General features: G+C 72.9%; 23 protein-coding genes and 1 tRNA gene. 22 read left to right on the top strand and 2 right to left on the bottom strand.

The genetic code is table 11. From position 1 onward, the window contains the following. The first annotated feature begins 148 nt into the window (after window positions 1–148). The 9 genes from ACW62_RS22850 to ACW62_RS22810 all read left to right on the top strand — a co-directional run bounded on the left by ACW62_RS22850 (window position 149) and on the right by ACW62_RS22810 (window position 10928). Complete coding sequence (locus tag ACW62_RS22850; protein ID WP_053206417.1) at window positions 149–934, top strand: ABC transporter ATP-binding protein; 786 nt, start codon at window positions 149–151, stop codon at window positions 932–934. Beyond that, window positions 924–1775 (top strand): ABC transporter permease, encoded by an 852-nt coding sequence (locus ACW62_RS22845; protein WP_053206416.1) that lies wholly within the window; start codon window positions 924–926, stop codon window positions 1773–1775. The genes ACW62_RS22850 and ACW62_RS22845 overlap by 11 nt, the downstream gene beginning before the upstream one ends. After that, on the top strand, window positions 1775–2566 hold the full coding sequence (locus ACW62_RS22840) for an ABC transporter permease (RefSeq protein ID WP_053206415.1): 792 nt from the start codon (window positions 1775–1777) through the stop codon (window positions 2564–2566). The genes ACW62_RS22845 and ACW62_RS22840 overlap by 1 nt, the downstream gene beginning before the upstream one ends. 78 nt (window positions 2567–2644) lie before the next feature. Then, window positions 2645–3706, top strand: coding sequence for an ABC transporter substrate-binding protein (locus ACW62_RS22835; RefSeq protein WP_083460060.1), 1062 nt, complete (start codon window positions 2645–2647; stop codon window positions 3704–3706). 29 nt (window positions 3707–3735) lie between these two features. Continuing rightward, window positions 3736–4935, top strand: coding sequence for an MFS transporter (locus ACW62_RS22830; protein ID WP_053206413.1), 1200 nt, complete (start codon window positions 3736–3738; stop codon window positions 4933–4935). Next, complete coding sequence (locus tag ACW62_RS22825) at window positions 4928–5797, top strand: DMT family transporter (protein WP_053206412.1); 870 nt, start codon at window positions 4928–4930, stop codon at window positions 5795–5797. The genes ACW62_RS22830 and ACW62_RS22825 overlap by 8 nt, the downstream gene beginning before the upstream one ends. A gap of 68 nt (window positions 5798–5865) precedes the next feature. Continuing rightward, window positions 5866–7335 (top strand): aldehyde dehydrogenase family protein, encoded by a 1470-nt coding sequence (locus ACW62_RS22820; RefSeq protein WP_240477394.1) that lies wholly within the window; start codon window positions 5866–5868, stop codon window positions 7333–7335. A 17-nt stretch (window positions 7336–7352) separates the two neighbouring features. Further along, window positions 7353–9101: a thiamine pyrophosphate-binding protein gene (locus ACW62_RS22815; protein WP_053206411.1), complete on the top strand. Its 1749-nt coding sequence runs from the start codon at window positions 7353–7355 to the stop codon at window positions 9099–9101. Between the two features lie 606 nt (window positions 9102–9707). After that, window positions 9708–10928 (top strand): serpin family protein, encoded by a 1221-nt coding sequence (locus ACW62_RS22810; RefSeq protein ID WP_083460058.1) that lies wholly within the window; start codon window positions 9708–9710, stop codon window positions 10926–10928. A gap of 2 nt (window positions 10929–10930) precedes the next feature. Here ACW62_RS22810 and ACW62_RS22805 read toward each other — a convergent pair whose 3' ends face one another. Continuing rightward, window positions 10931–11596, bottom strand: coding sequence for a DedA family protein (locus ACW62_RS22805; RefSeq protein ID WP_053206410.1), 666 nt, complete (start codon window positions 11594–11596; stop codon window positions 10931–10933). A 152-nt stretch (window positions 11597–11748) separates the two neighbouring features. Between ACW62_RS22805 and tmk the strand changes: the two genes are divergently transcribed. The 10 genes from tmk to ACW62_RS22760 all read left to right on the top strand — a co-directional run bounded on the left by tmk (window position 11749) and on the right by ACW62_RS22760 (window position 19272). Then, window positions 11749–12375: a dTMP kinase gene (gene tmk / locus ACW62_RS22800; protein WP_053206409.1), complete on the top strand. Its 627-nt coding sequence runs from the start codon at window positions 11749–11751 to the stop codon at window positions 12373–12375. Continuing rightward, window positions 12372–13529, top strand: a complete 1158-nt coding sequence (locus ACW62_RS22795; protein WP_053206408.1) for a DNA polymerase III subunit delta' — start codon at window positions 12372–12374, stop codon at window positions 13527–13529. Before tmk ends, ACW62_RS22795 begins: the two co-directional genes overlap by 4 nt. A 7-nt stretch (window positions 13530–13536) precedes the next feature. Then, on the top strand, window positions 13537–14319 hold the full coding sequence (locus ACW62_RS22790; RefSeq protein WP_053206407.1) for a hypothetical protein: 783 nt from the start codon (window positions 13537–13539) through the stop codon (window positions 14317–14319). A 57-nt stretch (window positions 14320–14376) separates the two neighbouring features. Continuing rightward, window positions 14377–15270, top strand: a complete 894-nt coding sequence (locus ACW62_RS35360) for a PSP1 domain-containing protein (protein WP_205629539.1) — start codon at window positions 14377–14379, stop codon at window positions 15268–15270. Next, window positions 15267–16862, top strand: a complete 1596-nt coding sequence (locus ACW62_RS22780) for an alpha/beta hydrolase (RefSeq protein WP_053206406.1) — start codon at window positions 15267–15269, stop codon at window positions 16860–16862. Before ACW62_RS35360 ends, ACW62_RS22780 begins: the two co-directional genes overlap by 4 nt. Window positions 16863–16918: 56 nt before the next feature. Further along, complete coding sequence (locus tag ACW62_RS22775) at window positions 16919–18157, top strand: L,D-transpeptidase (RefSeq protein ID WP_053206405.1); 1239 nt, start codon at window positions 16919–16921, stop codon at window positions 18155–18157. A gap of 67 nt (window positions 18158–18224) precedes the next feature. After that, window positions 18225–18300: transfer RNA gene (locus ACW62_RS22770), tRNA-Thr, on the top strand. Between the two features lie 67 nt (window positions 18301–18367). Then, window positions 18368–18568, top strand: coding sequence for a hypothetical protein (locus ACW62_RS34285; RefSeq protein ID WP_157574922.1), 201 nt, complete (start codon window positions 18368–18370; stop codon window positions 18566–18568). A 123-nt stretch (window positions 18569–18691) separates the two neighbouring features. Then, complete coding sequence (locus tag ACW62_RS22765; protein WP_053206404.1) at window positions 18692–18985, top strand: helix-turn-helix domain-containing protein; 294 nt, start codon at window positions 18692–18694, stop codon at window positions 18983–18985. A 38-nt stretch (window positions 18986–19023) separates the two neighbouring features. Then, window positions 19024–19272, top strand: coding sequence for a helix-turn-helix transcriptional regulator (locus ACW62_RS22760; protein ID WP_157574921.1), 249 nt, complete (start codon window positions 19024–19026; stop codon window positions 19270–19272). On the opposite strand, the gene ACW62_RS22755 is transcribed toward ACW62_RS22760, so the two are convergent. Continuing rightward, a complete protein-coding gene (locus tag ACW62_RS22755) occupies window positions 19254–21821 on the bottom strand; it encodes a sensor histidine kinase (protein WP_053206402.1) in 2568 nt (855 codons plus the stop codon). The genes ACW62_RS22760 and ACW62_RS22755 overlap by 19 nt on opposite strands. A 33-nt stretch (window positions 21822–21854) precedes the next feature. Here ACW62_RS22755 and ACW62_RS22750 point away from each other — a divergent pair, with 33 nt between their 5' ends. The 3 genes from ACW62_RS22750 to ACW62_RS22740 are packed head-to-tail and all read left to right on the top strand — an operon-like array spanning window position 21855 to window position 24492. Beyond that, complete coding sequence (locus tag ACW62_RS22750) at window positions 21855–22550, top strand: response regulator (RefSeq protein ID WP_053206401.1); 696 nt, start codon at window positions 21855–21857, stop codon at window positions 22548–22550. Window positions 22551–22590: 40 nt separating this feature from the next. Continuing rightward, window positions 22591–23505 (top strand): SDR family oxidoreductase, encoded by a 915-nt coding sequence (locus ACW62_RS22745; protein ID WP_157574920.1) that lies wholly within the window; start codon window positions 22591–22593, stop codon window positions 23503–23505. A gap of 9 nt (window positions 23506–23514) precedes the next feature. Further along, window positions 23515–24492 (top strand): Gfo/Idh/MocA family protein, encoded by a 978-nt coding sequence (locus tag ACW62_RS22740; protein ID WP_053206399.1) that lies wholly within the window; start codon window positions 23515–23517, stop codon window positions 24490–24492. Window positions 24493–24510 lie beyond the last annotated feature (18 nt).

Here is a 24510-nt window from a genome sequence, read left to right as displayed (position 1 = left end):
TGTCCCCACCGGGCGCCTCCGGGCGCTCGTGTTTCGATCGGATCTCAGCCTCGGAAAACTCGTTCGCCGCTGTTGACGCCTTCACGCACCACACCTAGTGTATCCAAAATCATGTAGACGACTGTCCCATCATGAACGGACGGATCTGATGAGCGTCCTCACCATCGAGAACGTGTCCAAGACCTTCACGACCAAGCGCGGCCGTGTCGTGCAGGAGACACACGCCCTTGCGGACGTCAGCCTGTCCATCGACGAAGGCGAGTTCTGCGTCATCATCGGAGCCAGCGGGTGCGGCAAGTCCACCCTGCTGCGCATGATCGACGGCCTGACCGCGCCGTCGTCGGGCCAGATCCTGCTGAAGGGCCGCCCGATCACCGGCCCCGGGCCCGACCGCGGCGTCGTCTTCCAGCACGCGCACCTGCTGCCCTGGCGGACGGTCCGGAAGAACGTCGAGTTCGGGCTGGAGTGTCTGGGCGTCGGCCAGCGGGAGCGACGCGAGCGTGCCGCCACCTACATCGACATGGTCGGGCTGTCCGGCTTCGAGGACCACTACCCGGCCCAGCTCTCCGGCGGCATGCAGCAGCGCGTCGGCCTGGCCCGCGCGTTCGCCGTCGAGCCCGAGATGCTGCTGCTGGACGAGCCGTTCGGCGCCCTGGACGCGCAGACCAAGCTCGTCATGCAGGGCGAGCTGGAGCGGATCTGGGGCGTGCGCCGCAGCACCGCGCTGCTCATCACGCACGACATCGAGGAGGCGCTGTTCCTCGCCGACCGCATCATCGTGATGAGCAACCGGCCCGGCCGGGTGGCCCAGATCGTCGACGTGCCGTTCGCACGGCCGCGCCGCGACGACCTGCGCAGCGACCCGGAGTTCGCGAAGATGAAGTTCCAGCTCTGGGACGCCCTCAAGTCGGGGACGGCCGGCCGTGCGGCCTGAGCCGGCGGCGCAGGTCGCCGAGCCCGTCGCTCCGCCCGCTCCCGTCGCGCCGGCCGCCCGCGACCGCCTGCCGCTGCACCAGCGGGTGTGGTTCCAGCGGACCGTCACCTGGGGCCTGCTGCTCGTGGTGTGGGAGGTGTTCGCGCGGCAGGTCGGGCCGTTCTTCTTTCCCAGCCTCAGCGACGTCGCGGACGGCTTCCGGACGATCGTCGGTGACGGCTCGCTCAGCCTCGTCGCCGAGAGCTTCACCCAGATGCTGGTCGGCTTCGGCATCGCCGTGCTCATCGGGGTGCCCGTCGGCCTGCTGATGGGGACGTTCCGCCCGGTCGAGTTCCTGCTCGGGCCGTACGTCAACGCCCTGTTCGTGACGTCGCTGGCGGCGATGCTGCCGTTCATCATCTTGGTGTTCGGCACCGGCTTCGAGTTCCGGGTCGCCGTGGTCGCGCTGTTCGCGATCTTCTACGTCACCATCAACCCCGCGAACGGCGTCCGGTCCATCGACCCGGCCGTGCTGGAGATGGCGCGGTCGTTCAACATCGGCCCGGTCAAACGGTTCCTCTCGATCACGCTGCCGGGGACGTTGCCGTTCATCATCGCCGGCTTGCGACTCGGCCTCGGCCAGGCCGTCCAGGGCATGATCATCGCCGAGCTCTGGGTGACCATCGGCACCGGCCGGAAGCTCACCACGCTCGGCCTCGACCGCAACCTCGGCGAGTTCTTCGCCCTGGCCGCGGTGATCGTCCTGGTCGGCACCGCACTCACTCAATCGCTCATGCTCGCGCAGCGACGGTTCACTCCGTGGTCCGGCGACGTGGCGGCCAGCGTCAAGGGGGCGAACTGATGGCGTCGACGACGAAACCGGCGGCGGCCACCTTCGACCCGACCGGGCCGATGCTGATGTGGACGCTGCGGATCACCTCGGTGATCGCGCTGCTCGCCGCCTGGGAGTGGTACGGCCGCAAGCCCGAATCCTTCACCATCGCACCGGTCTCCGAGGTCGCCACCGCCATGTGGGACGGCTTCGCCAGCGGCGACTTCGGCCGCGCCCTCGCCGGGACGATGCTGACAATGGTGGTCGGCTACGTCATCGCGGCCGTGATCGGCGTCGGCGTGGGCCTGTGGATCGGCGTGTCCCGCTACGCCCAGAACACGATCGAGCCGCTGGTGCACGCCGGCTACGCGACGCCGGTGTCCCTGCTCATCCCGATCCTCGGCATCTACACCGGCCTGGAGTTGCGCGGCCGGATCATCCTCGTGGTGCTGTGGTGCGTCTTCGAGATCCTGGTCAACACCTCGACCGGGATCAAGGAGGTGCCGCCGGCGCTGATCGACGTCGGCAAGTCGTTCAACGCCTCCAAGTTCGACCTCTACCGCAAGGTCGTGCTGCCGGCGGCCAGGCCGTACATCTTCCTCGGCCTCAAGATCGGTGTCGGCCGCGCGATCCGCGGCGCCGTCACCGCCGAACTGCTCCTGTCCGCGGCGAACCTGGGCCGCGTCCTGCTCGGTGCCCAGTCCACGTTCGACATCCCGACGCTCCTCGCCGGCATCGTCCTGACGATGCTGCTCGGCCTGGTGCTCATGCGACTCGCGTCCTTGGTGGAGCGCAGGAGCCTGGCCTACCGGACCGCGTGACCCTACGTCGCGTTGTCACGATCTCGCGGTTCTCCGACGTCCCGGCCCTGGTGCCGGTCTGTTCATCCGGAGGTTCTCATGGCACGTCAGACAGCGTTCCGAGCCGCCGTCCCAGCCGTCGCGTTGGTGCTTGTCGCCGCCGCGTGCGGCGGCGGCGACGACGATGCGTCCACCAGCGGCGGGGACGGTGCCACCAGCATCAGGGTGGCCAACACGTCGCCGACCCAGCCCGGTTTCGTCCCGGCCAAGTTCGGCGTCATCACCTATGGCGAGAACTTCGGCCTGGACATGACCATCGACGACTTCACGACGTTCGACTCCCATGCGGTGGCGACACAGACCGTGCTGTCCGGCCGCGCTGACGTCGTGGCCGGCTCCCTGGTGTCCAACCTGCTGCTCAACGAGCAGGGCCAGGACTTCAAGCTGTTCTGCCCGTACATCGCGCAGGACGACTTCGTCATCGCCGGTGCGAACGGCATCGACTCGGTGGAGGACCTGTTCGACCCGAACACCCGGGTCGCGCTGGACAGCCCCGGCGGCGCCGGCGACGTCATCCTCAACGCCATGCTGCAGGCGCTCGGCCAGGACCAGACCGCCGCCGACATCCCCGGCATCCAGATCCTGGAGTCGTCGGGCCTGCGCACCACCGCGTTCGCCTCCGGCGACGTCGACGCGACGGTGATCCACGACTACCAGTACTACGAGGCGGCCGAGCAGGCCACCGACCCGGTGATCATCGCCAGCCTGTTCGAGGAGGTGCCGGACTTCGTCAAGGAGGGACACGCGGCGCCGGCGGCGTGGCTGGAGGAGAACGCCGAGCTGGCCGCCAACTACTGCGCGGCGGTCCTGATGGGCATGCGGGAGCTGTCCGCCGACTACGACGCGTTCGTCGGCGCCGTCGAGGAGTTCGCCGACGTGGAGGAGATGCCCGACGACGAGACGCTGCGCGCACTGCACACCAGCGCCGTGGACTACGGGTTCTGGCCCGGCGAGGACGGGGGGCTCAGCGAGGAGAGCATCACGTTCATGGCCGAGGTGGGCGTGAAGTCCGGCCTGCTGGAGGAGGTGCCGGCGTACGAGGACGTCGTCGCGGTCGACATCCTCGAGCGTGCCCTCGAGTTGGTCGAGGAGCAGTCCTGACCCAGCCGGGGCCGAGCCGGCCCCGGCCGGTGGTGGCGGTCGCGTGCGTAGCCGCCGCGGTCGCCACCACCGGCGTCCAGGGGCTGGCGCCGATGCTGCCGGCGATGCAGGAGGCGCTGTCGCTCGACGACGCCGAGGTGGCGCTGTTCACCACCGCCTACCTGCTGCCGGGTGTCGTCCTCGGTGTTCCGGCCGGCCTGCTGGCCGAGCGGTACGGGCGGCGGGCGGTGCTCTGTCTCTCGCTGGCACTCTTCGCCGCGGCCGGCCTGGCGCCGCTGCTGGCGCCGTCGTTCGTCCCGATCCTGGTGGCGCGGGCGGTGCAGGGAGCGGCGTTCGGCGCGATCCTCGCGCTGACGATCACCCTCATCGGCGACGTGCTCACCGGCCCGGCGCAGGCCGCCGCGCAGGGCCGGCGGATCGTGGCCATGACGGCCGGCGAGGCGCTGCTGCCGGTCGTGGCCGGACTGCTCGTGGCGGTGGCCTGGTACGCGCCGTTCGGTCTGTCGGTCCTGGCGGTGCCGGTGGCGGTGTGGGGCTGGTTCGCCTTGCCGGCCCCGTCGCCGTCCGCCCCGGGCCGGTCCGCCGCGGGCCGGTCCGCCGCGGGGGAGCGGGCCGCCCGCCCGCCGTCGACCCTGCGCCAGGTCGGGCACAGTCTCCGTGACGGCGGCATCATCGGCCTGCAGGTGCTGGCGTTCCTCCGGTTCTTCTTCAAGTTCGCCCTGCTGACGTACTTCCCGCTGCTCGCGGTCCGGGAGGCCGGGCTGTCGGTGGCCGCCACCGGCATCGTGCTCGGCGCCGCGAGCGTGCTCGGCGCGGTGACCGCGGCGGCGTCGGGCCGGCTGCTGCGCCGGTTCCGGGCGACGACCATCGTGACGGTGTCGGTCGTGGTCACCGTCGTGGCCTTCGTGGTGCTCGGGCTGTCGGTCCAGCCGGCCGCTGTGGTGGGGAGCCTGCTGGCCTTCGGCGCCGTCGACGGTTGCTACGCCGTCGCGCAGAACGTGCTGGTCACCGAGGCGGCGCCGCCGGGAGCCCGGGCGGCGTTCGTGTCGCTGACCGGTGCGGTGCGCAACCTCGGCAAGCTCGCGGCGCCGGTCGCCTGCGGTGCGCTCGCGGTGCTGCTGCCGCTGCCGTCGGTGTTCCTCGTGATGGCGGCCGTGGGCGCCGCGCTGGCGTTCGCCCTCGTGCCGGTGTCCCGGCTGGAGACGTCGTTGCGGCCATCACATGGGTGACCTGCTCGCGGTGCTGGCGCTGCTGCTGTTCGCCGCCAACGCCTTCGTCGTGCGGGCCGCCGCCGCGCACCTGGGCCAGCGGGTCGGCTTCCTCGTGGCGCTGGTGGCGAACGTCGTGGTCGGTGCGGTGCTGGTGGCCGGGCAGCTGGCGGTGCGCTCCGAACCGCTGCGCATCGACCCGTTCGCGCTGGGGATGTTCGCCGTCGCCGGTGTCTTCGCCGGCTACCTCGGCCGCCGCGGGTACTTCCGCACCGTCGAGACGATCGGGCCGTCCCGGGCCAGCACCATCCAGAACAGCAGCCCGGCGTTCGCGCTGGTGCTCGGCTGGCTGCTGCTCGGCGAGCGGCTCGGGCCGGTCGAGCTGGCCTGCATGGCCGGCGTCATGCTCGGCCTGTATCTCGCCAGCGGCCGGCTGGCCGGCGGTGCGGTGCCGTGGCGCGAGATCGGCGTGGGGCTGTTCTCGGCGGCGGCGTACGCGGTGGGGAACATCATCCGCGGGGACGCGCTGGACCGCTGGTCCGAGCCGTTGCTCGGTGCCCTGGCCGGTGCCGTCGCCGCGACCGTGGTCTATGCCCTGCTGCATCGCCCGGCCTGGTCGTCCGTGGCCGGGCCGCGGCGGCCGCGCCGCGGCCTGGCGCTCTGGCTGCTCAGCGGTGCGCTCACCATCGGCGGTCAGGCGTCGGTGATCGCGTCGACGGCGTACCTCCCGGTGTCCGTGGCGGTCGCGATCTCCGCCGCCACGCCGATGGTGGTGATCCCGGTCAGCGTGCTGCTGTTCGCCAACCGGGAGCGGGTCCGGCCGCGCACGGCCGTCGGCGCCGTCCTCATCGCGGGTGGTGTGGCCGGACTGCTGCTGGTGTGATGGCCCTTCCGCACGTCAAGTAGACACTGTATCTTGAATCTAATTCGAGCGATCAGGGAGGCTTGCGAGTGAGCCAGGCAGACGGACAGGTCCTCGACGACCCCGCCGCGCACGACTGGCGGCTGTTGAGCGCCGGCCGGCTGACGTCGGCCGCCGGCGACGCGCGATACGACGTGGAGAACCCCGCCACGGGCGGGCCGCTGGCCCGGGTTCCCGACGCCGGTTCGGCCGACGTCGCGGCCGCGGTCCAGGCCGCCGACGACGCCGCGGCCGGCTGGGCCGGCACCGACGTGCGCGAGCGGGCCGCCGTCGTCCGGCGGCTGGCCGACGTCCTCGACGACCATGTCGAGGAGATCGCCCGGCTCGACTCCCTCGACGGCGGGTTCCCGCTGTGGATGATGCGCAAGGACATCGGCACCGCCGGTGACCGCATGCGCATGTTCGCCGACTGGGCGCTGCAGCTGCGCGGCGAGACGATCCCGTCCACCCCTGGCAACGTCCACTTCACCGAGCGGGTGCCGTTCGGCGTGGTCGCGCGGATCATCGCCTACAACCACCCCGGCATGTTCGGCGCCTCCAAGATCGCCGCGCCGCTGGTGGCCGGCAACACCGTCGTGCTCAAGCCGTCCGACCTGACCCCGCTGTCCGCGCTGCGGCTGGGCGAGCTGTGGGCCGAGCACGTCCCCGCCGGCGTGTTCTCCGTCGTCACCGGCAGCGGCGTCGAGGCCGGCGACGCGCTGGTGCGCCATCCCGCCGTGCGGCGCATCGCCTTCACCGGGAGCCCGCAGACCGGCCGGGCGATCCAGCGCGCCGCGGCCGAATCGGGCGTCAAGGACGTCTCGCTGGAGCTCGGCGGCAAGAACGCCCTCGTCGTCTTCCCCGACGCCGACCTCGACGCCGTCGTCGAGGGCGCCGTCAAGGGCATGAACTTCGCCTTCGCGGGCCAGTCCTGCGGTTCGACGTCACGCATCCTGGTGCACGCCGATCTCGCCGCGGACCTCGTCGACCGGCTACGGCAGCGGCTGGAGAAGGTCGTCGTCGGCGCGCCCTTCGACGACGGCGTCACGATGGGCCCGCTCATCTCGGCCGCCCACCGCGACCGCGTCGCCGGGCACGTGCGGACGGCGCTCGACGAGGGCGCCCGGCTGGTGTGCGGCGGTGACGCCCAGGCCGGCGGCGGCCACTACTACCCGGCAACGCTGCTCGACGGCGTCGAGCCGGGCATGCGGGTGGCCCAGACCGAGGTGTTCGGCCCGGTGATCTCCGTCCTGACGTTCCGCACCGAGCAGGAGGCGATCGACGTCGCCAACGGCGTCGACTTCGGCCTGACCGCCAGCGTCTACACGCGCGACTTCGACCGCGCCCACCGGGTGGCCCGCGCGATGCGGGCCGGCTACGTGTGGGTCAACGACACCGCCACCCACTTCATCGGCATGCCGTTCGGCGGGGTCAAGGAGTCAGGCGTCGGGCGCGAGGAGTCGATGGAGGAACTGCTCGGCTACACCCAGGTCAAGACCTACAACCTCGTCCTTCGCTGATCGGTCCGGGAGGGATCATGCAGTCTCGGCCGGAGTACGGCTCGGACGTCATCGTCGACCTGCTCGACGAGTTGGGCATCGAGTTCGTGGCCTGCAACCCGGGCGCGACGTTCCGCGGCATCCACGATTCGCTGGTCAACTACCGGGCCGGTGTCCCGGAGATCATCGAATGCACGCACGAGGAGATCTCGGTCGCCATCGCGCACGGCTACGCGAAGGCGGCCGGCCGGCCGATGGCCGCCGCCGTCCACGACGTCGTCGGCCTGCAGCACGCGACCATGGCGATCTACAACGCGTGGTGCGACCGCGCGCCCGTCCTCGTGCTCGGCGGCACCGGACCGGTCGACGCCGCCCGGCGGCGGCCGTGGATCGACTGGATCCACACCGCGAACGTCCAGGCCACCCAGGTCCGCGACTACACCCGCTGGGACGACCAGCCGGCCTCGATCGAGGCGGTGCCCGAGTCGCTGGTGCGTGCGCACCAGCTGGCCACCGGGTCGCCGCCCGGGCCGGTCTACGTCTGCTTCGACTCCGACGTGCAGGAACAGCGGCTGCCGGACGGGTTCGCGTACCGGCCGGTCGCCGACTACGCCGCGCCTGGCGCCGTCGCGCCGGACCCGGCCGCGGTCGAGCAGCTGGCGCGCTGGCTGCTGGCGGCCGAGGCGCCGGTGATCGCGGTCGAGACGGTGGACCGGTCACAGGCGGCGCTCGACGCGCTGGTCGAGGTGGCCGAGCAGGTCGGCGCGGCCGTGCTGGAGCCGTCGCGCGACTACGGCCGGCCCTCCCTCGGCTTCCCGTCGGCGCACCCCCTCAACGCCACCGGGCTGGCCGGGCAGCTGCCCGCGGCCGATGTCGTCGTCGCCCTGGAGGTGAGCGACCTCGCCGCCCTGCACGGGTTCCGGCCGCGTCCCGATGCCACCATCGCGCTCGTCGGCACCGCGCAGTTCGGCGCCAAGGCATGGGCGGCCGACCTGCAACGCCTGCAGCACTGCCGGCTGTCGCTGCCCGCGTCGTCGTCGGCGACGGCGCTGGCCCTGCGCGACGCCGTGCGGACTCTCGCCGAGCGGGAACCGGAGCTGGCGGCCGCGGCACGGGACCGCGGCAAGCGGCTGGCCGAGCTGACCGGCGCAGCGCGGGAACGCTGGGCCGCCTTCGCCGCTGCCCAGGACGGCCCGGGCCCCGTGCACCCCGCGTGGCTCGCCCGGGAGCTGCTGCGGGCCACAGCCGGCACCGAACCCGTCATCGCCAACGGGAGCGCCTACGGCTACCTGCACCGGCTCTGGGACCTGCGCACCGTCGACTCCTACCTCGGCAGCTCCGGCGGCGCCGGGCTGGGCTACGGCATCGGCGCCGCCATCGGCGCCGGCCTGGCCCACCGCGACACCGGCCGGCTGGTCGTCGACATCCAGTCCGACGGCGACTTCATGATGACGCCGGGCGCGCTGTGGACGGCCGCGCACCACCAGGTCCCGATGCTGGTCGTCATGGACAACAACCGTGCGTTCAACAACTCCGTGATGCATGCGGACCGGATCGCCCGCGACCGAAACCGCGACCCGTCCAAGGCCGGGGTCGGCACGGCCATCGACGAGCCGGCCATCGACTTCGCGGACCTGGCGCGGTCGATGGGGGTGACGGCGTTCGGCCCCTGCCGGACCGCCGCGGAGCTGCCGGAACTGCTCGACGCCGCGGTCGCGACCGTCGTCGAGCATCGGGTTCCGGTGCTGCTGGACGTCCTCACGAAGGTTCCGGACGCGGCCGGCTGAGCCCTCGTGAGTCCGATTGATCGTGGCTACGCAGCCTGGGTGGCCGACCGTGCGCCCGGGTCTGCCGCGTTGGCCGTCCCCCTGCTGCCCATTCTCTCAGCCGCGTGACCGCGCCTCAAGCGGACCCTGATGGGCGCTTCGCGCGTTGGGTGTCCGCTTGACCCGCGTTCCCGCGGTCTAAGAACGGGCAGCTATCAGGGGGACGGGGGCAGTCTGGGCACACCTCGATGCCCGGAGCCGTCTTCGATGGTGAGAACCGTCCGAACCGCGCCTCGAGACGACTCCCGGCATCGAAGACGGCTCCGAGAGTCGAGGACGACCAACGGTGCGCCGGCAGGGAACGGCGAACGGTGCACGGGACGGCCCACTACCGCAAAAACGGCCAATGCGCGCACGACGGCGAACCGTTACGCGATCCCCAACGCCACTGTGTGAGATCGCTGCGCCGGGTGGGGCGGATCACTGTTGCTCTGGCAACAGCTACGCCACCCAGCAAGCACAGTGATCCCACCCAGTGGCGCACCGGGCCGGCGGGACGCCGCCACCGGCTTCAAACTGGGTTCGAGTGTCGGAGTTTCGGACACCAAGCGAGGCTAGGCTCGTGCCATGAGCCTGTACGCCACCGAGGTCAACCAGCTCACCTCCGCCTGGCTGCGGCGCACCCAGGGCTCCGGCGTCCTGTCCGGCGCCGGGCTGTGGCCGCTGCTCGCCGTCCTCGCGGCGTCGGCCGACGAACCCGGGCGGGCCGAGCTGTCCGCCGCCGTCGGGTTGTCCGCCGACGAGTCCATGGACGCCGCGCGCGACGTGCTGAAGGCGCTGGCCGACCTCGACGGCGTCGACGCCGCCCTCGGGCTGTGGGCGCAGCAGGCGGCCCGGGTCCGGCCGGAGTGGCGCGACACCCTGCCGTCGGGCACGTTCGGCGAGCTGACCGGCGAGGCCGGCGTCGACCAGCCGGTCCTCGACGCGTGGGCGCGCGACCGCACGCACGGGCTGATCGAGCGGTTCCCGGTCGAGGCCGGGCCGGCACTGATGCTGACGCTCGCCACGGCGCTCGCCCTGCGCACCACCTGGCAGCGGAAGTTCTCCGACGAGGCGTGGACGGTCTCCGGCGGCGCGTGGGCCGGCCGGCGGCTGGCCGGGCTCCAGCGCACCACAGCCGACGCCGACGACGTGCGCGTCGCCGACTCCGCGGCCGGCCCGCTGACGCTCACCCGGGTGGCCGGCGACAACGGCCTCGACGTGCACCTGGTGCTCGGTGAGGACAGCCGGGCCTCCGGTGACGTGCTCGCGGCCGCGGTCGCGCTGCTGGCCGGCGACGCCCCGGTGACGGACGGCGCGGCGCTGCTGGAGTCCGGCGACGTCGAGCGCTGGCCCGGGGTGTCGACGGTGTCCGCGTCGCGTCCCGGCCTGGTGCTCAAGACCGCCCGGTTCACCGTCCGCTCGCTGCACGACCTGCTCGAACAGGCCGACGTGTTCGGATTGCGGGCGGTCAGCTCCGGCGACCGCGACCACTTCCCGGCCATCGGGCCGGTGCCGCTGCGCGTCGACCAAGCCCGCCAGGCCGCCGTCGCGATCTTCAGCGCCACCGGCTTCGAGGCGGCCGCCGTCACCGCCATCGGGCTGCGCGCGGTGTCGATGCCGGTGCACCGGGCCCAGGCGCTCGCCGTCAGCTACGACCGTCCGTTCGGCTTCCTCGCCGTGCACCGCGAGAGCGGACTGGTGCTCTTCGCCGGCTGGGTCGACGCGCCGGAGGACTGGTCGGCGGCGCCGAAGGCCGAGCGGCCGGCCGCCATGCGCGACCGCCTGCCGCGGCCCTCAGCCGAGTGAGCTCACGCCACCAGCTCCGGGGTCCGTGACGGCGACGGCTCCTCGTGGTCGGTGGCCGCGGCGACGCGGGCTCGCTCGCTCATACGGCGCCGGGTGCGGACGATGGTGTGCGCGGCGCCGGCCCAGACGCCCACCAGGACGCCGACCGCCGCCCCGATGGCCACCTGCAGCCACAGCGGCGCGTCGGTGACCGAGCCGGTGACGTAGCCGAGCCCGACCGCCCAGCTGGACCACAGCAGCCCCGCGGCGAACGCGATGACGCCGAACCGGCGCGGTCCCATGCCGGCCACGCCCGCGGCCGCCGACATCGTCGTGCGGCCGAGCGGGATGAACCGGGCCGCGATGATGGCCGCCGCGCTGGTCGATCCCATGCGCTCGTGCGCCTGGGTGATCTTCGCCTTGAGCCGGCGGCCGAGCCGGAACCGCTCCAGCGCGCCGGGCAGCGCGCGCCGGCTCAGGCCGTGCACCGCGAGGTCGCCCGTCAGCGCGCCGAGCGTGGCCGCGGCGATGGCCCAGCCGACGTTCAGGTGGCCGGCCGCGGCGAGCGCGCCGGCGGAGATGACCGCGACCTCGCCCGGTACGGCCGGCACGACCGCGTCGACGGCCACGAGCGCCGCCATGACGAGGTAGGCGAGCGCGGGCACGGCCACGAACGACAGCAGGTCCATGGACTCCACACTGGGTTCCTACCGGTGCTGGGGCAACGGTTGGGAGCCGAACTCAGGGATCTCTCAGGGTCCGGGTCAGGGACGGTGGTGGGGGCATCCCCAGTCTTGGGCCGCGCACGCACGATGTCGGTGCCATTCACTACGCTGACAGCGTGACCGGACCGCGAGGGCTGTTCGTCGCCTTCGAGGGCGGCGACGGCGTCGGCAAGACCACCCAGCAGGCGCTGCTGGCCGCACACCTGCGCGCCCAGGGCCGCGACGTCGTCGTCACCCGCGAGCCGGGCGACTCCCGCATCGGGCCGCAGGTGCGGGCCATCGTGCTCGACGGCGGCGAGCTCGACCCACGGGCCGAGGCGCTGCTGTTCGCCGCCGACCGCGCCGACCACGTCGCGCACGTCGTCCGGCCGGCGCTCGAGCGCGGCGCCGTCGTGCTGGTCGACCGCTACGTCGACTCCTCCATCACGTACCAGGGCGAGGGCCGCGGGCTGGGCCGCGAGCAGATCGCCGCCATCTCCCGGTTCGCCACCCAGGGCCTGCTGCCCGACCTCACCGTCGTGCTCGACCTCGACGAGGCCGCGCGGGCCGAGCGGGTGCGCCGGCAGGGCTACGTCGACCGCATCGAGCGCGAGCCCGATCACGTGCACGAGCGGGTCCGCCGGGCGTTCCTCGAGCTGGCCGCCGCCGAGCCGCACCGGTACGTCGTGGTCGACGCCGGCCGGCCGCCCGAAGAGATCGCCGCCGACGTCGCCGTGGCGGTCGAGAAGGTGATGCGCGCATGACCGTGTGGGACGCCGTCGTCGGGCAGACCGTGGTGCCCGCCCTGCAGCGCACCGTCGCCGACGCCGCCGGCTACCTCGACGGCGGGCGGCGCGGCGCCATGACGCACGCCTGGCTGTTCACCGGCCCGCCCGGGTCCGGCCGCTCGGTCGTCGCGCGGGCGTTCGCCGCCGCGCTGCAGTGCCCCAACGGCGGCTGCGGCCAGTGCTCCGAGTGCGCCGACGTGCGCGCCGGCACCCATCCCGACGTCGCGTCGCTGGTCACCCAGGGCCTGAACATCCGCATCGCCCAGGTCCGCGACCTCGTGCCGCGCGCGGCGCTGCGTCCGGCCCGCGGCCGCTGGCAGGTCATCGTCGTCGAAGACGCCGACCGCCTCGGCGAGGACGCCGCCGACGCGCTGCTGCTGTCGGTCGAGGAGCCGCCCGAGCGCACGGTGTGGATGCTGTGCGCGCCGACGGCCGAGGACATCGTGCCGACCATCCGGTCGCGCTGCCGGGTCGTGCTGCTGCGCACCCCGCCGTACGCCGACGTCGCCGAGCACCTCGTCGCCACCGCGGGCGTCGAGCAGGACGTCGCCGAGTTCGCCGCCCGCGCCTCGCAGGGCCACGTCGGCCGGGCCCGCGCGCTGGCCACCGACGCCGACGTCCGCGCCCGCCGCGCCGAGGTGCTGCGGCTGCCGTTCGACCTCGCCGACATCCGGCAGTGCCTCGACGCCGCCGCCAACCTCGTCGCGGCCGCGAAGGCCGACGCCGAGAAGCACTGCGACGCCCTCGACGAACGTGAGGTCGAGGAGCTGCGCAAGGCGCTCGGCGCGGGCACCACCGGCCGCAAGCCACGCAACATCGAGGCCGCGGTGAAGGAGCTCGAGCGCGAGCAGAAGCTGCGCCGCACCAGGGTCCAGCGCGACTCCATCGACCGCGCCCTGGTCGACGTCCTCGCGCTCTACCGCGACGTCATGATGTTGCAACTGGGCGTGCGCACCGAACTGGTCAACGAGGAGATGCGCCCGTCCATCGACCGGCTGGCCCGGTCCGGCGGCCCGGCGGCCACGCTGCGCCGCATGGAGGCGGTGGTCGCCGCCCGCGAGGCGCTGCAGGCCAACGCGCTGCCGCTGCTGCAGCTCGAGGCCATGGCGCTGACCCTGCGCGAGGGCTGAACCGCCGATGACCGACGCGGCCGGCCCTTGGGAGATCGTCGACGCGCTGACGGCGTGGGCGCGGCGCACGGCCTGGTGCGACTGGGTCGAGCTGGCCGGGTCGCTCGGCCGCGGCGCGGGCGACCCGATGTCCGACGTCGACGCCGGGCTCGGCGTGCTGCTCGACGGCGCCACGTATGACGACCGGCGCGACGCCGCGCTGGCCGCCGCCCGCGGGTACGCCGTCGTCGCCGGCGAGTTGATCCAGCACCTCGGCGGTGCGGAGAGGCCGGCCGACCACCTCGTCCTCCAGTACGCCGACGGCCGGCAGCTCAGCCTCGTCGTCATGGTCGCCGACAGCAGGCCCGGGCTGGCGCCGGGATCGCGTGCGGTGTTCGACCGGTCCGGCCGGCTGGCCGCGCCGTTCGCCCCGTCCGCCCTGCACGCCGGCGACGAGCAGCGGCGCGAGTGGGCGTTCCTCGGCTGGTGGGGGCTGGCCGACGTCGCCAAGCACGCCGGCCGCGGCCGGGTCTGGCGGGCCATCGAGTCGCTGCACGAGGTGCGCACGTTCGTGTGGCAGCTGCACGCCGCCGAGCTGGGCGTCGACTACCCGGGGTTCGGCGCGGTGAGCGTGCAGAACGCCGATCTTCCCGAGCCGGCCGGGCTGGCCGCCACGCTGCCGCCCGCCGCTGAACCGGCCGCCGTCCTCGCCGCCGCACGGGCGCTCGGCGACGTCCTGGAGCCGCTGGCCGCGCCGCACGCCGTCGACGGTGTGCGAGACGAGGCGCTGCGCCGGCTCGGCGATACCTGACCGGTACCCGGCGATGCCGTGTCCGGCGCCGCGACACCGTAGGGTGGGCGCGTGGGCATGGTGATGGCAGTGGCCTTCACCCGGTACGGGAGGCTTTACTACCTCGACCCGGGTGAGCACTCCCCGCGCGTCGGCGACAAGGTCCTCGTCCCCACCGACGACGGGCCTGAGGTCGCCGAATGCGTCTGGGCGCCGCAATGGGTCAGCGAGGACATCGGTGGCCTGCCCGTGTGCGAGGGCCCGGCCACCGAGACGCACCTGCAGCGCGAAGAGCGCAACCGCCGCCGCCGGGCCGAGGTCAAGGTGGCCGCACGCCGGCTGATCAAGCACCACGAGCTGCCGATGAAGATCGTCGGCGTCGACTACGTCGACACCCGGCCCGACGTCGACCAGCTGGTCACCATCTACTTCAGCGCGCCGCACCGGGTCGACTTCCGCGAGCTGGTGCGCGACCTCGCCCGCACCCTGCGGGCCCGCATCGACCTGCGTCAGCTCGGCGCCCGCGACGAAGCCCGCGTGCAGGGCGGCATCGGGCCGTGCGGCCGCGACACCTGCTGCTCGACGTTCCTCACCGACTTCGAGCCGGTCAGCGTGCGCATGGCCAAGGACCAGGACCTCCCGCTGAACCCGTTGAAGATCTCCGGGGCGTGCGGCCGGCTGATGTGCTGCCTGAAGTACGAGCACCCGCTCTACCAGGACTTCAAGCGCAGCGTGCCGACCGTCGGCTGCGACGTCACCACCGACGACGGCGTCGAGGGCACTGTCGTCGCGTACAACGTGCCGTCCGAGACGGTGTACGTCCGCGACCGCGAGACCGGCCGGCGGGTCGCCTGCCCGAAGGCCAGCGTGTGCGGGTCGCGGCAGGCGTACGAGGGCGCGGTCGCGCAGGGCGCCCGGCGCACGCCCGACCTCGAGGACGAGGCGTACGAGGACGACGGAGAGAACCTGTGACACTGCGTGTCCTGGCCGCACTGGCGTTCGCCGCCGTCGTGGCCGTTGCGGGCTGCTCCGCCGAACCGGAGCGCGACGGCCGGCCGGCGGACGTGCCGGACCGGTCGACGCCGGCCGCCGACGCGACCGAGGGGGTCGACCCCGCGCTGGCGCCGTTCTACACGCAGGAGCTGGAGTGGCGCGACTGCGGCGAGGGCCACCAGTGCTCCACCGCGACCGTCCCGATCGACTACGCCGACCCCGGCGGCGACACCATCGAGCTGGCGCTGCTGCGGGCGCCGGCGACGAGCGACGACCGGCTCGGCTCGCTGCTGGTCAACCCGGGCGGGCCGGGCGCGTCCGGTGTCGAGTACGCACAGCTGGCCGGGTCCGTCGTCACCGAGCAGGTGCGCGAGCGCTACGACATCGTCGGCTTCGACCCGCGCGGCGTCGCCGGCTCCAGCCCGGTCGACTGCATCGACGACGCCGAGCTCGACGACTACCTCGCCGCCGACCCGACCCCGGACGACGACGCCGAGATCGCCGACATGGAAGAGTCCATCCGCGACCTCGCCGAGGGCTGCCAGGCCCGCTCCGGCGAACTGGTCCCGCACGTCGGCACCGCCGACGTCGCCCGCGACCTCGACGTCCTGCGCGCGGCGCTCGGCGACGAGAAGCTGAACTACCTGGGCAAGTCGTACGGGACGTTCATCGGCGCGCTCTACGCCGACCAGTTCCCCGACCGCGTCGGCCGGCTGGTCCTCGACGGCGCCATCGACCCCACGCTCACCGGCGACGCCCTCGGCCTCGGCCAGGCGCACGGCTTCGAGCGGGCGCTGTCGACCTTCCTGACCTGGTGCTTCGCCCAGGACAACTGCGCGGTCGGGTCGTCCGAGGACGAGGCCCGCGCCACGCTGGCGGGGCTGCTGCGGCAGGCCGACCAGGAGCCGCTGGCCACCGACGACGACAACCGCCCGCTGACCGAGTCGCTGGCGTTCTACGGGATCATCCTGCCGCTGTACCTCACCGCCGACGAGGGCTACGAGCCGCTGAACGAGGCGCTCGACCTCGCACTCACCGAAGACGACGGCACGCTGCTCATGACGTTCGCCGACCTCTACCTCGAACGCAACAGCGACGGCACGTACAACGGCAACGCCAACGAGGTCATCAGCCTGGTGAACTGCATGGATCACCCCGAGTCGGCCACCGCCGACGAGGCGAAGGCGGGGCTGGCCGAGTTCACCGCGGCGTCCGAGGTGTTCGGCCCGTTCCTGGCCTGGGGCGGGCTGGGCTGCACCGCGCTCGCCGACGGCCTGGGCGAGGCCGGCGGCGACCCCACCGCCTCGCCCACGTCCGAGCCGGCACCGCACCCGCCGGTCACCGCGCCGGGCGCCGACCCGATCCTCGTCGTCGGCACCACCGGCGACCCCGCCACGCCGTACGAGTGGGCACAGGCGCTGGCCGGGCAGCTGTCGTCCGGCGTGCTGCTCACCTACGACTCCACCGTGCACACGGCCTACCTCGCCGGCAGCGACTGCATCGACTCCGCCGTCGACACATACCTGCTGGCCGGGACGGTGCCGGACGAGGGCGCCAGCTGCGCTTCGTGAATCGCAGTAGGCCATGGACTTGGGAGACACACCCTCGGTGTGCGGATAATGGGACGATGCGCCTGCGTCCGACGCTCCACCGGGTCGCGCTCGTCCTGAGCGCGGCGGTGCTGCTGACCGCGTGCAGCGGCTCCGACGACTCCGGGTCCGGTGGCGCCGACGGCCCCACCGCTCAGGCGGAGGGTCCCAAGGCCCAGCGGCTCCCGTTGCGCCTCGACGGCATCACCGACGAGGTGGCGTTCGGCGCGCCGCTGCAACTCACCGTCCCCAACGGCGAGATCGACTCCGTCGAGGTCGCACCCGAGGGCGGCGACCCGGTCGACGGCCAGGTCGGCGACGACGGCAGCAGTTGGGCCAGCGCGGCGCCGCTCGAGCCCGGCGCCTCGTACGCCGTCACTGTGGTCGCGTCCGACCGCCTGGGCATGGAGCACACGCTCACCGACGCCTTCGCCGTCGGCGCCGTGCCCGACGGCAGCCGGCTCACGCTGAGCATGCAGCCCGCCGACGGCACCGTCGTCGGCGTGGGCGCGCCCGTCACCGTCCGGTTCGACCAGGAGGTCACCGAGCGCGAGAACGTCGAACAGGCCCTGCATGTCGCGTCGAACCCGCAGGTCGAGGGGTCATGGCACTGGGTGAGCTCGCAAGAGGTGCACTTCCGGCCCAAGGAGTACTGGCCGTCGGGCACCCAGGTGCGGCTGGACCTCGACCTCAACGGCGTCCAGGCCGGCGACGACCTCTGGGGTGGCCGCTCCTACGACCTTGACTTCACCGTCGGCAAGTCCCAGGTCGCCGCCGTCGACGCCGCCACCCACAGCGTCACCTACAGCGTCGACGGCGCCGCCGTGGCCACCTGGGACACCAGCCTCGGCGCGCCGGAGTTCGCCACCCGCAACGGCACGTACATCGTGCTGGAGAAGTTCGAGACGCGGCAGATGACGTCGTGCAACGCGAACATCACCTGCGATCCGGGCGACCCGAACTTCTACGACCTCGAGGTGCCCAACTCCGTCCGCCTCACCTGGAGTGGCACCTTCGTCCACTCGGCGTCGTGGTCCGAGGGGTCGCAGGGCTCGGCCAACGTGTCGCACGGCTGCATCAACCTCAGCCAGGCCAACGGCGCCACGTTCTTCCAGCTCGCGCAGTACGGCGACATCGTCACGGTCGCCAACTCCACCCGCGGCCCGGAAGACCTCCTCGACCGCGGCGACCCCGGCATGGCCGACTGGAACCTCGACTGGGACCAGCTCGTGGCCGACTCCGCCCTCGGCGCGCCCATCACCACTGACGCGCTCTGAGCCCGATTGGGTACCGGGGCGGTCGACGCCCTATACTCGTGCACCGTGCCCGGTTCGCCGGGCACGCGCCGCCTTAGCTCAGTCGGTAGAGCGATTCACTCGTAATGAATAGGTCGTCGGTTCGATTCCGACAGGCGGCTCCACCACCCATCCCGGCCGGTCAGGCTCCTCCTGACCGGCCGTTCGCGTTCCCGGGGAAGGACTGGGCCGATGTCGCGCGAGGCAGCCGAGCGGCGGCGATCTCGTCGCGGTGCCGGACGGCCCAGTCGGGAACACCTCGCGGTGGACCACTCGCGCACCATCGTGATCAGCGGCGGCACCGACGGCATGGGGCGGGCGCTCGCCCTGCGCCGGCTGGCCGAGCGGACCGGGGCGCTGCTCGATCGCCCCGACGGCGTGCGCGGGCGCTGATCCCTGCTGCCCATTGGCTCCGCCGGTCGCCGAAGTCGCGCTGCCGAGCCGTTGTGCTGGTCGTAGACACTGACCGACTAGACGAAGTTGGTCTAGCGAAAGCCGGTGCGGTCGGCTTCTCCCGTGGTGGACCGCAGGCGCCCCGAGTACGAGCGGATCGCCGCTGTGCTCCGCGCGAAGCGGACCAGGGCCGGCCTCACCCAGAGCGATCTCGCCAAGCGGCTGGGCCGGCGCCAGGAGTGGGTGTCGCGCAACGAGGTCAGCGAGCGCCGCCTCGATGTCGTCGAGTTGGGCATGTTCGCCGACGCCCTGAAGACGTCGATCGACGAGATCCTCGACGAGGCCGGTATCCGGCACCGTAAGCGTAAGCCGAAAGAGGGCGACGCCGGCGAGTCGGGCGAAGCGGACGTCAGATAAACTTTGGCTATTTAATCCAAAAGCGGTCGGATGTGCGGGTGGTGGACAGCCGGGCTCCCGAATACCAGCGGCTCTATGCCACGCTCCGGCAGCTGCGAGTCGAACGCAACCTCACACAGACCCAGCTCGGCGACCGGCTCGGGCTCACCCAGCGCAAGGTGTCGCTGTTCGAGTCGGGCGACCGGCGCATCGACGTGATCGAGCTGATCCGCTACGCCCGCGGCCTCGACTTGGACCTCACCGACGTGCTCGACCGCGCGGGAATCGATCACACGCGGCCGGAATAGCCGGCGGCGGATTCCGGTGTCGACGGGTCCTCGTCCTCGACCGGGATCGCCAGCAGCATGGTGAGGCCGCCGTCGGGTGTGGTCTCGGGGATCAGGGTGCCGCCCATCGCCTCGGTGAGGCCGCGCGAGAGCGCCAGCCCGAGCCCGACGCCGGTGCCGCCCGCGCCGAGCCGCTGGAACGGGGCGAACACGCGATCACGCAGGTCGTCCGGGATGCCCGGGCCGTGGTCGATGACGCGCAGTTCGACGACGGTGTCGTCCTCGCGCGCGGTGATGGTCGGCGGGCGGTCCGGCGGGCTGAACCGCAGCGCGTTCCCGACGACGTTCACCAGAACCCGCTCCAGCAGTGCCGGGTCGGCGTCGACCCGGGGGAGGTCGGCGGGGAGGTCGACGGTCACCAGGCGGCCCGGTTCGCCCAGCTCGTCGAGGGCGCGCGCGATGCTGTCGGCCGCCTCCGTCGGACGCAACGCGACGCCGAGCACGCCGGCCTGCAGGCGGCTGAGGTCGAGCAGGTTGGTGATCAGCTCGGTCAGCCGGTCCAGCGACTCGTCCGCCGTCGCCAGCAGCTCGGCCTCGTCGTCGGCGTCGAACTGGACCTCGTTGCTGCGCAGACTGGTGACGGCCGCCTTGGCGGCGGCGAGCGGGGTGCGCAGGTCGTGGCCGACGGTCGCGAGCAGGGCGGTGCGCATGCGGTCGGCCTCGGCGATCGTGCCGGCCGACGCCGCCTCGCGAGTCAGCCGTTCCTGCCGCAGCGCCAGCGCGGCCTGGGCGGCGAACGCCTCGATCACGCGGCGGTCCTCGGCCGGCAGCGCGGCACCACGCAGCGCCAGCGAGAGCGCGTCGTCGATCGGCACCTCGACGTCGGCCTCCGACGGCGTCAGGGAAGGCCGCTCGCCGACGCACGCGACGACCGACCAGGCGGACGGGTCCTCCTGCGTGCCGGGCAGCCGCGGCGCGCCGGGGGAGCGCTCCAGCAGCGTCACCGACGTCAGCCCGTACGTCTCCAGCAGCCGCTCCAGCAGCCCGATCAGCGGCCGCGGGTTGCCGACCATGCTGCTCGCGACGGTCGCCAGGTTCTGCGCGTCGGCGCTGGCCCGGGCCGCCTCGCGGGTGCGCCGGGCCGCGGTGTCGACGACGACGCTCACCGACGCCGCGACCAGCAGGAACACCGCCAGCGCGAGGATGTTCTCGGGCCGGTTGACCGCGAACGAGTGGATCGGCTCGGTGAAGAACCAGTTCAGCAGCAGGAAGCCGCCCACGGCTGCCAGCAGCGCCGGCCACATGCCGCCGACCAGCGCGGCCGCGATCACCGTCGCCAGCAGCAGCACCTCGCCGGTCGCCAGCGACACCTCGTCGCGCAGCAGCCGGACCACGAGCACCAGCAGCGGCGGCCCGGCCAGCGCCAGCACGAACCCGGCGATCTGCCGATGCCGCGACAGCGGGCTGCCGAGCGCGGCGGTCCGGCCCCGGCCGGCCTGCTGGTGCGGGACGAGGTGCACGTCCATCGAGCCGGACAGCGACATCGTCGTGAGCGCGACGCCGCGGGAGAACAGCTGCGCCAGCCGGCCGCGGCGGCTCGCGCCGAGCACCAGCTGCGTGGCGTTGGCGCCGCGGGCGAACTCGATCAGGGCCGCCGGGATGTCCTCGCCGAGCACCTGGTGGTAGGTGCCGCCGAGGCTCTCGACCAGTAGCCGCTGCCGGGCCAGCTGGGTCGGGTCCGCGCCGATCAGCCCGTCGCTGGGCATGACGTGCACGGCCATCAGGTCCGCGCCACGGCCGCGCGCGGCGATGCGGGCGGCCCGGCGGATCAGCGTCTCGCCCTCCGCCCCGCCGGTCAACGCGACGACGACGCGTTCGCGCGCCTCCCAGGTGTCGTCGATGTGGTGGTCGGCGCGGTACCGGTCCAGCTGGTCGTCGACCTTGTCGGCCAGCCAGAGCAGCGCCAGCTCGCGCAGCGCCGTCAGGTTGCCGACCCGGAAGTAGTTGCCCAGCGCCGCGTCGACCTTCTCCCGCGCGTACACGTTCCCGTGCACCATCCGGCGGCGCAGCGCCTCCGGCGTCATGTCGACCAGCTCGACCTGGTCGGCCCGCCGCACCACCTCGTCCGGGACGGTCTCGCGCTGCGGCACCCCGGTGATCCGCTCGACGACGTCGTTCAACGACTCCAGATGCTGGATGTTCACCGTCGACAGCACCGTGATGCCGGCGTCGAGCAGCGCCTCGATGTCCTGCCAGCGCTTGGCGTGCCGGGATCCGGGCACGTTGCTGTGCGCCAGCTCGTCGACGAGGGCGACCTCCGGCCTGCGCCGCAGCACGGCGTCGAGGTCCAGCTCCGCGAACTCGGCGCCGCGGTAGGTCAGCGCCCGCCGCGGGACCTCTTCCAGGCCGGCCAGCAGGTCCGCCGTGCGGGCCCGGCCGTGCGCCTCGACCACGCCCACGACGACGTCGGTGCCGCGCGCCAGCCGCCGGTGCGCCTCTTCGAGCATGGCGAACGTCTTGCCCACGCCGGGTGCGGCGCCCAGGTAGATCCGCAGCTGACCGCGTCCCATACCCCCAGTGTGCCTGCGGCTACGATCGGCTGCATGGAGTCGGCCGGCCGGGTGCTCGTCGTCGATGACGACGCCGGCATCCGCAAGACCCTCGCCCTCAACCTCAAGGCCCGTGGCTACACCGCCGATCTCGCCGGCACCGGTGAGCAGGCCCTGCAACTGGCCGCCCGCCACCACCCCGACGCCGTCATCCTCGACCTCGGGCTGCCCAGCATGGACGGCCTCGACGTCGTGCGTGGCATCCGCGGCTGGTCGTCCGTCCCGATCCTCGTGCTGTCCGGGCGGGGCACCGAGGCGGCCAAGGTCGAGGCGCTCGACCTCGGCGCCGACGACTACGTCACCAAGCCGTTCGGAATGGACGAGCTGTTCGCCCGCCTGCGCGCCGCCACCCGGAGAGCCGTCCTGCCCGAGGGCGACGCGGTCGTCTCGACGTCCGATTTCGTCATCGACTTCGCCGCGAAGCGGGTCGTGCGCGACGGCGCCGCCGTCCGGCTGACGCCGCGGCAGTGGCACATCGTCGAGGTGCTGGTGCGGCACAGCGGGCGGCTGGTGACGTACGAGCAGCTGTTGCGGGAGGTCTGGGGCCCGGCCTACGGCACCGAGACGAACTACCTGCGGGTGTTCATGACGCAGATCCGGCAGCGGCTGGAGCCCGAGCCGTCGAAGCCGCGCTACTTCATCACCGAGCCGGGGCTCGGGTATCGCTTCCAGCTGCCCGGTGATCTATAGCTGACGCTCCGTGTCAGTGATGCGCGCGCACCATGGGTGCATGGAGAAGACACTTCACGGCAAGGTCGCGCTCGTCACCGGGGCGTCGCGCGGCGCGGGGCGGGGGATCGCGGTCGAGCTGGGGGCGGCCGGGGCGACGGTGTACTGCACGGCGCGCACGACCCGGGCGCAGCGGTCCGAGCAGAACCTGCCCGAGACCATCGAGGAGACCGCGGAGCTGGTCACGGCGGCCGGCGGCACCGGCATTCCCGTGCAGGTCGACCACCTGGTGCCGGAGCAGGTCGAGGCGCTGGTCGGTCGCATCGACGCCGAGCAGGGGCGGCTGGACGTGCTGGTCAACGACATCTGGGGCGGCGAGCTGCTGTTCAGCTGGGACCAGCCGCTGTGGGAGCACTCGCTGGACAAGGGCCTGAAGATGCTCCGGCTCGCCATCGACACCCACATCATCACCAGCCACTTCGCGCTGCCGTTGCTGATCCGCACCAAGGGCGGGCTGGTCGTCGAGATGACGGATGGCACGGCCGACTACAACGCGACGAACTACCGGGTGTCGTTCTTCTACGACCTCGCGAAGTCGTCGGTGCTGCGTATGGCGTTCGGACAGGCGAAGGAGCTCGGGCCGCATCACGCGACGGCGGTGGCGCTGACGCCGGGCTGGCTGCGCTCGGAGCTCATGCTGAGCCACTTCGGCGTGACGGAGGACACCTGGCGCGACGCGCTGGAGGCGCAGCCGCACTTCGCGATCTCCGAGACGCCGCGCTACGTCGGGCGGGCGGTCGCGGCGCTGGCCGCCGACCCGGAGATCGCGCGGTGGAACGGGCAGTCGCTGTCCAGCGGCCAGCTGGCGCAGGTCTATGGTTTCACTGACCTCGACGGCAGCCGCCCGGACGCCTGGCGGTACCTGGTGGAGGTGCAGGACGCCGGCAAGCCCGCCGACGTCACGGGGTACCGCTAGGAGGATGGGATGATCCGCTGGGGCATCATCGGCACCGGCGGCATCGCGGCAGCGTTCGCCCGCGATCTCCGGGTGGTCGACGACGCCGAGGTGGTCGCCGTCGGGTCGCGCAGCGACGAGAGCGCCGCCGCGTTCGCCGACCGGCTCGACGTCCCGCGCGCGTACGGCTCGTACGAGAAGCTGGTCGACGACCCCGACGTCGACGTCGTCTATGTCGCCACCCCGCAGACGGCGCACGCGGCGAACGTCCGCCTCGCGCTCGAGGCCGGCAAGCCGGTGCTGTGCGAGAAGCCGTTCACCGTCAACGCCGCCGAGGCCCGCGACGTCGCCGAGCTGGCGCGTGAGCGCGGGCTGTTCCTGATGGAGGCGATGTGGACGCGGTTCCTGCCGCACTTCCGCCGCATCGGCGAACTGCTGCGGGCCGGCGCGCTCGGCGAGATCATCACGGTCGTCGCCGACCACGGGCAGGCCATCCCGGCCGATCCCGGTCACCGGCTGCAGCGGCCCGACCTCGCCGGCGGCGCCCTGCTCGACCTCGGCATCTACCCGGTGTCGCTCACGTCGTACGTGCTCGGCCGCCCCGACGGCGTCAGCGCGGCGGGCACGCTGTCGGCCGGCGGCGTCGACGCGCAGACGTCGGCCGTGCTCACGTACGCGAGCGGCGCGCACGCCGTCGTCACGACGACGCTGCGGACGCGCACGGCCAACCGTGCCGTCATCACCGGCACCGAGGCGCGCATCGAGATCGACGACGTCTGGTACGCGCCGACGTCGTTCTCGCTGATCCGGCCGGACGGGCAGGTGGCCGAGCGGTTCGAGCGCCCGCGGGCCGGCGGCGGCCTGCGGCATCAGGCGGTCGAGGTCGGCCGGCTGCTGCGCGAAGGGGCGACGCAGAGCGACGTCATGCCGCTGGACGAGACGGTGGCGATCATGGAGACGCTGGACGAGATCCGCCGGCAGGTCGGGTTGCGCTTTCCCGCCGAGTAGCGGCCCCCGCGCGCTCCG

Source organism: Jiangella muralis (assembly GCF_001270745.1).
Classification (GTDB): domain Bacteria; phylum Actinomycetota; class Actinomycetes; order Jiangellales; family Jiangellaceae; genus Jiangella; species Jiangella muralis.
This window is presented reverse-complemented; position numbering and strand designations above follow the sequence as displayed.

What these genes read in the sequence shown, in the direction of transcription:
- ACW62_RS22850 (WP_053206417.1), top strand. Translation starts at nt 149, where the DNA reads ATGAGCGTCCTCACCATCGAGAACGTGTCCAAGACCTTCACGACCAAG.
- ACW62_RS22840 (WP_053206415.1), top strand. Translation starts at nt 1,775, where the DNA reads ATGGCGTCGACGACGAAACCGGCGGCGGCCACCTTCGACCCGACCGGG.
- ACW62_RS22835 (WP_083460060.1), top strand. Translation starts at nt 2,645, where the DNA reads ATGGCACGTCAGACAGCGTTCCGAGCCGCCGTCCCAGCCGTCGCGTTG.
- ACW62_RS22825 (WP_053206412.1), top strand. Translation starts at nt 4,928, where the DNA reads ATGGGTGACCTGCTCGCGGTGCTGGCGCTGCTGCTGTTCGCCGCCAAC.
- ACW62_RS22815 (WP_053206411.1), top strand. Translation starts at nt 7,353, where the DNA reads ATGCAGTCTCGGCCGGAGTACGGCTCGGACGTCATCGTCGACCTGCTC.
- ACW62_RS22810 (WP_083460058.1), top strand. Translation starts at nt 9,708, where the DNA reads ATGAGCCTGTACGCCACCGAGGTCAACCAGCTCACCTCCGCCTGGCTG.
- ACW62_RS22805 (WP_053206410.1), bottom strand. Translation starts at nt 11,596, where the DNA reads ATGGACCTGCTGTCGTTCGTGGCCGTGCCCGCGCTCGCCTACCTCGTC.
- ACW62_RS22795 (WP_053206408.1), top strand. Translation starts at nt 12,372, where the DNA reads ATGACCGTGTGGGACGCCGTCGTCGGGCAGACCGTGGTGCCCGCCCTG.
- ACW62_RS22790 (WP_053206407.1), top strand. Translation starts at nt 13,537, where the DNA reads ATGACCGACGCGGCCGGCCCTTGGGAGATCGTCGACGCGCTGACGGCG.
- ACW62_RS35360 (WP_205629539.1), top strand. Translation starts at nt 14,377, where the DNA reads ATGGTGATGGCAGTGGCCTTCACCCGGTACGGGAGGCTTTACTACCTC.
- ACW62_RS22775 (WP_053206405.1), top strand. Translation starts at nt 16,919, where the DNA reads ATGCGCCTGCGTCCGACGCTCCACCGGGTCGCGCTCGTCCTGAGCGCG.
- ACW62_RS34285 (WP_157574922.1), top strand. Translation starts at nt 18,368, where the DNA reads ATGTCGCGCGAGGCAGCCGAGCGGCGGCGATCTCGTCGCGGTGCCGGA.
- ACW62_RS22755 (WP_053206402.1), bottom strand. Translation starts at nt 21,821, where the DNA reads ATGGGACGCGGTCAGCTGCGGATCTACCTGGGCGCCGCACCCGGCGTG.
- ACW62_RS22750 (WP_053206401.1), top strand. Translation starts at nt 21,855, where the DNA reads ATGGAGTCGGCCGGCCGGGTGCTCGTCGTCGATGACGACGCCGGCATC.
- ACW62_RS22745 (WP_157574920.1), top strand. Translation starts at nt 22,591, where the DNA reads ATGGAGAAGACACTTCACGGCAAGGTCGCGCTCGTCACCGGGGCGTCG.
- ACW62_RS22740 (WP_053206399.1), top strand. Translation starts at nt 23,515, where the DNA reads ATGATCCGCTGGGGCATCATCGGCACCGGCGGCATCGCGGCAGCGTTC.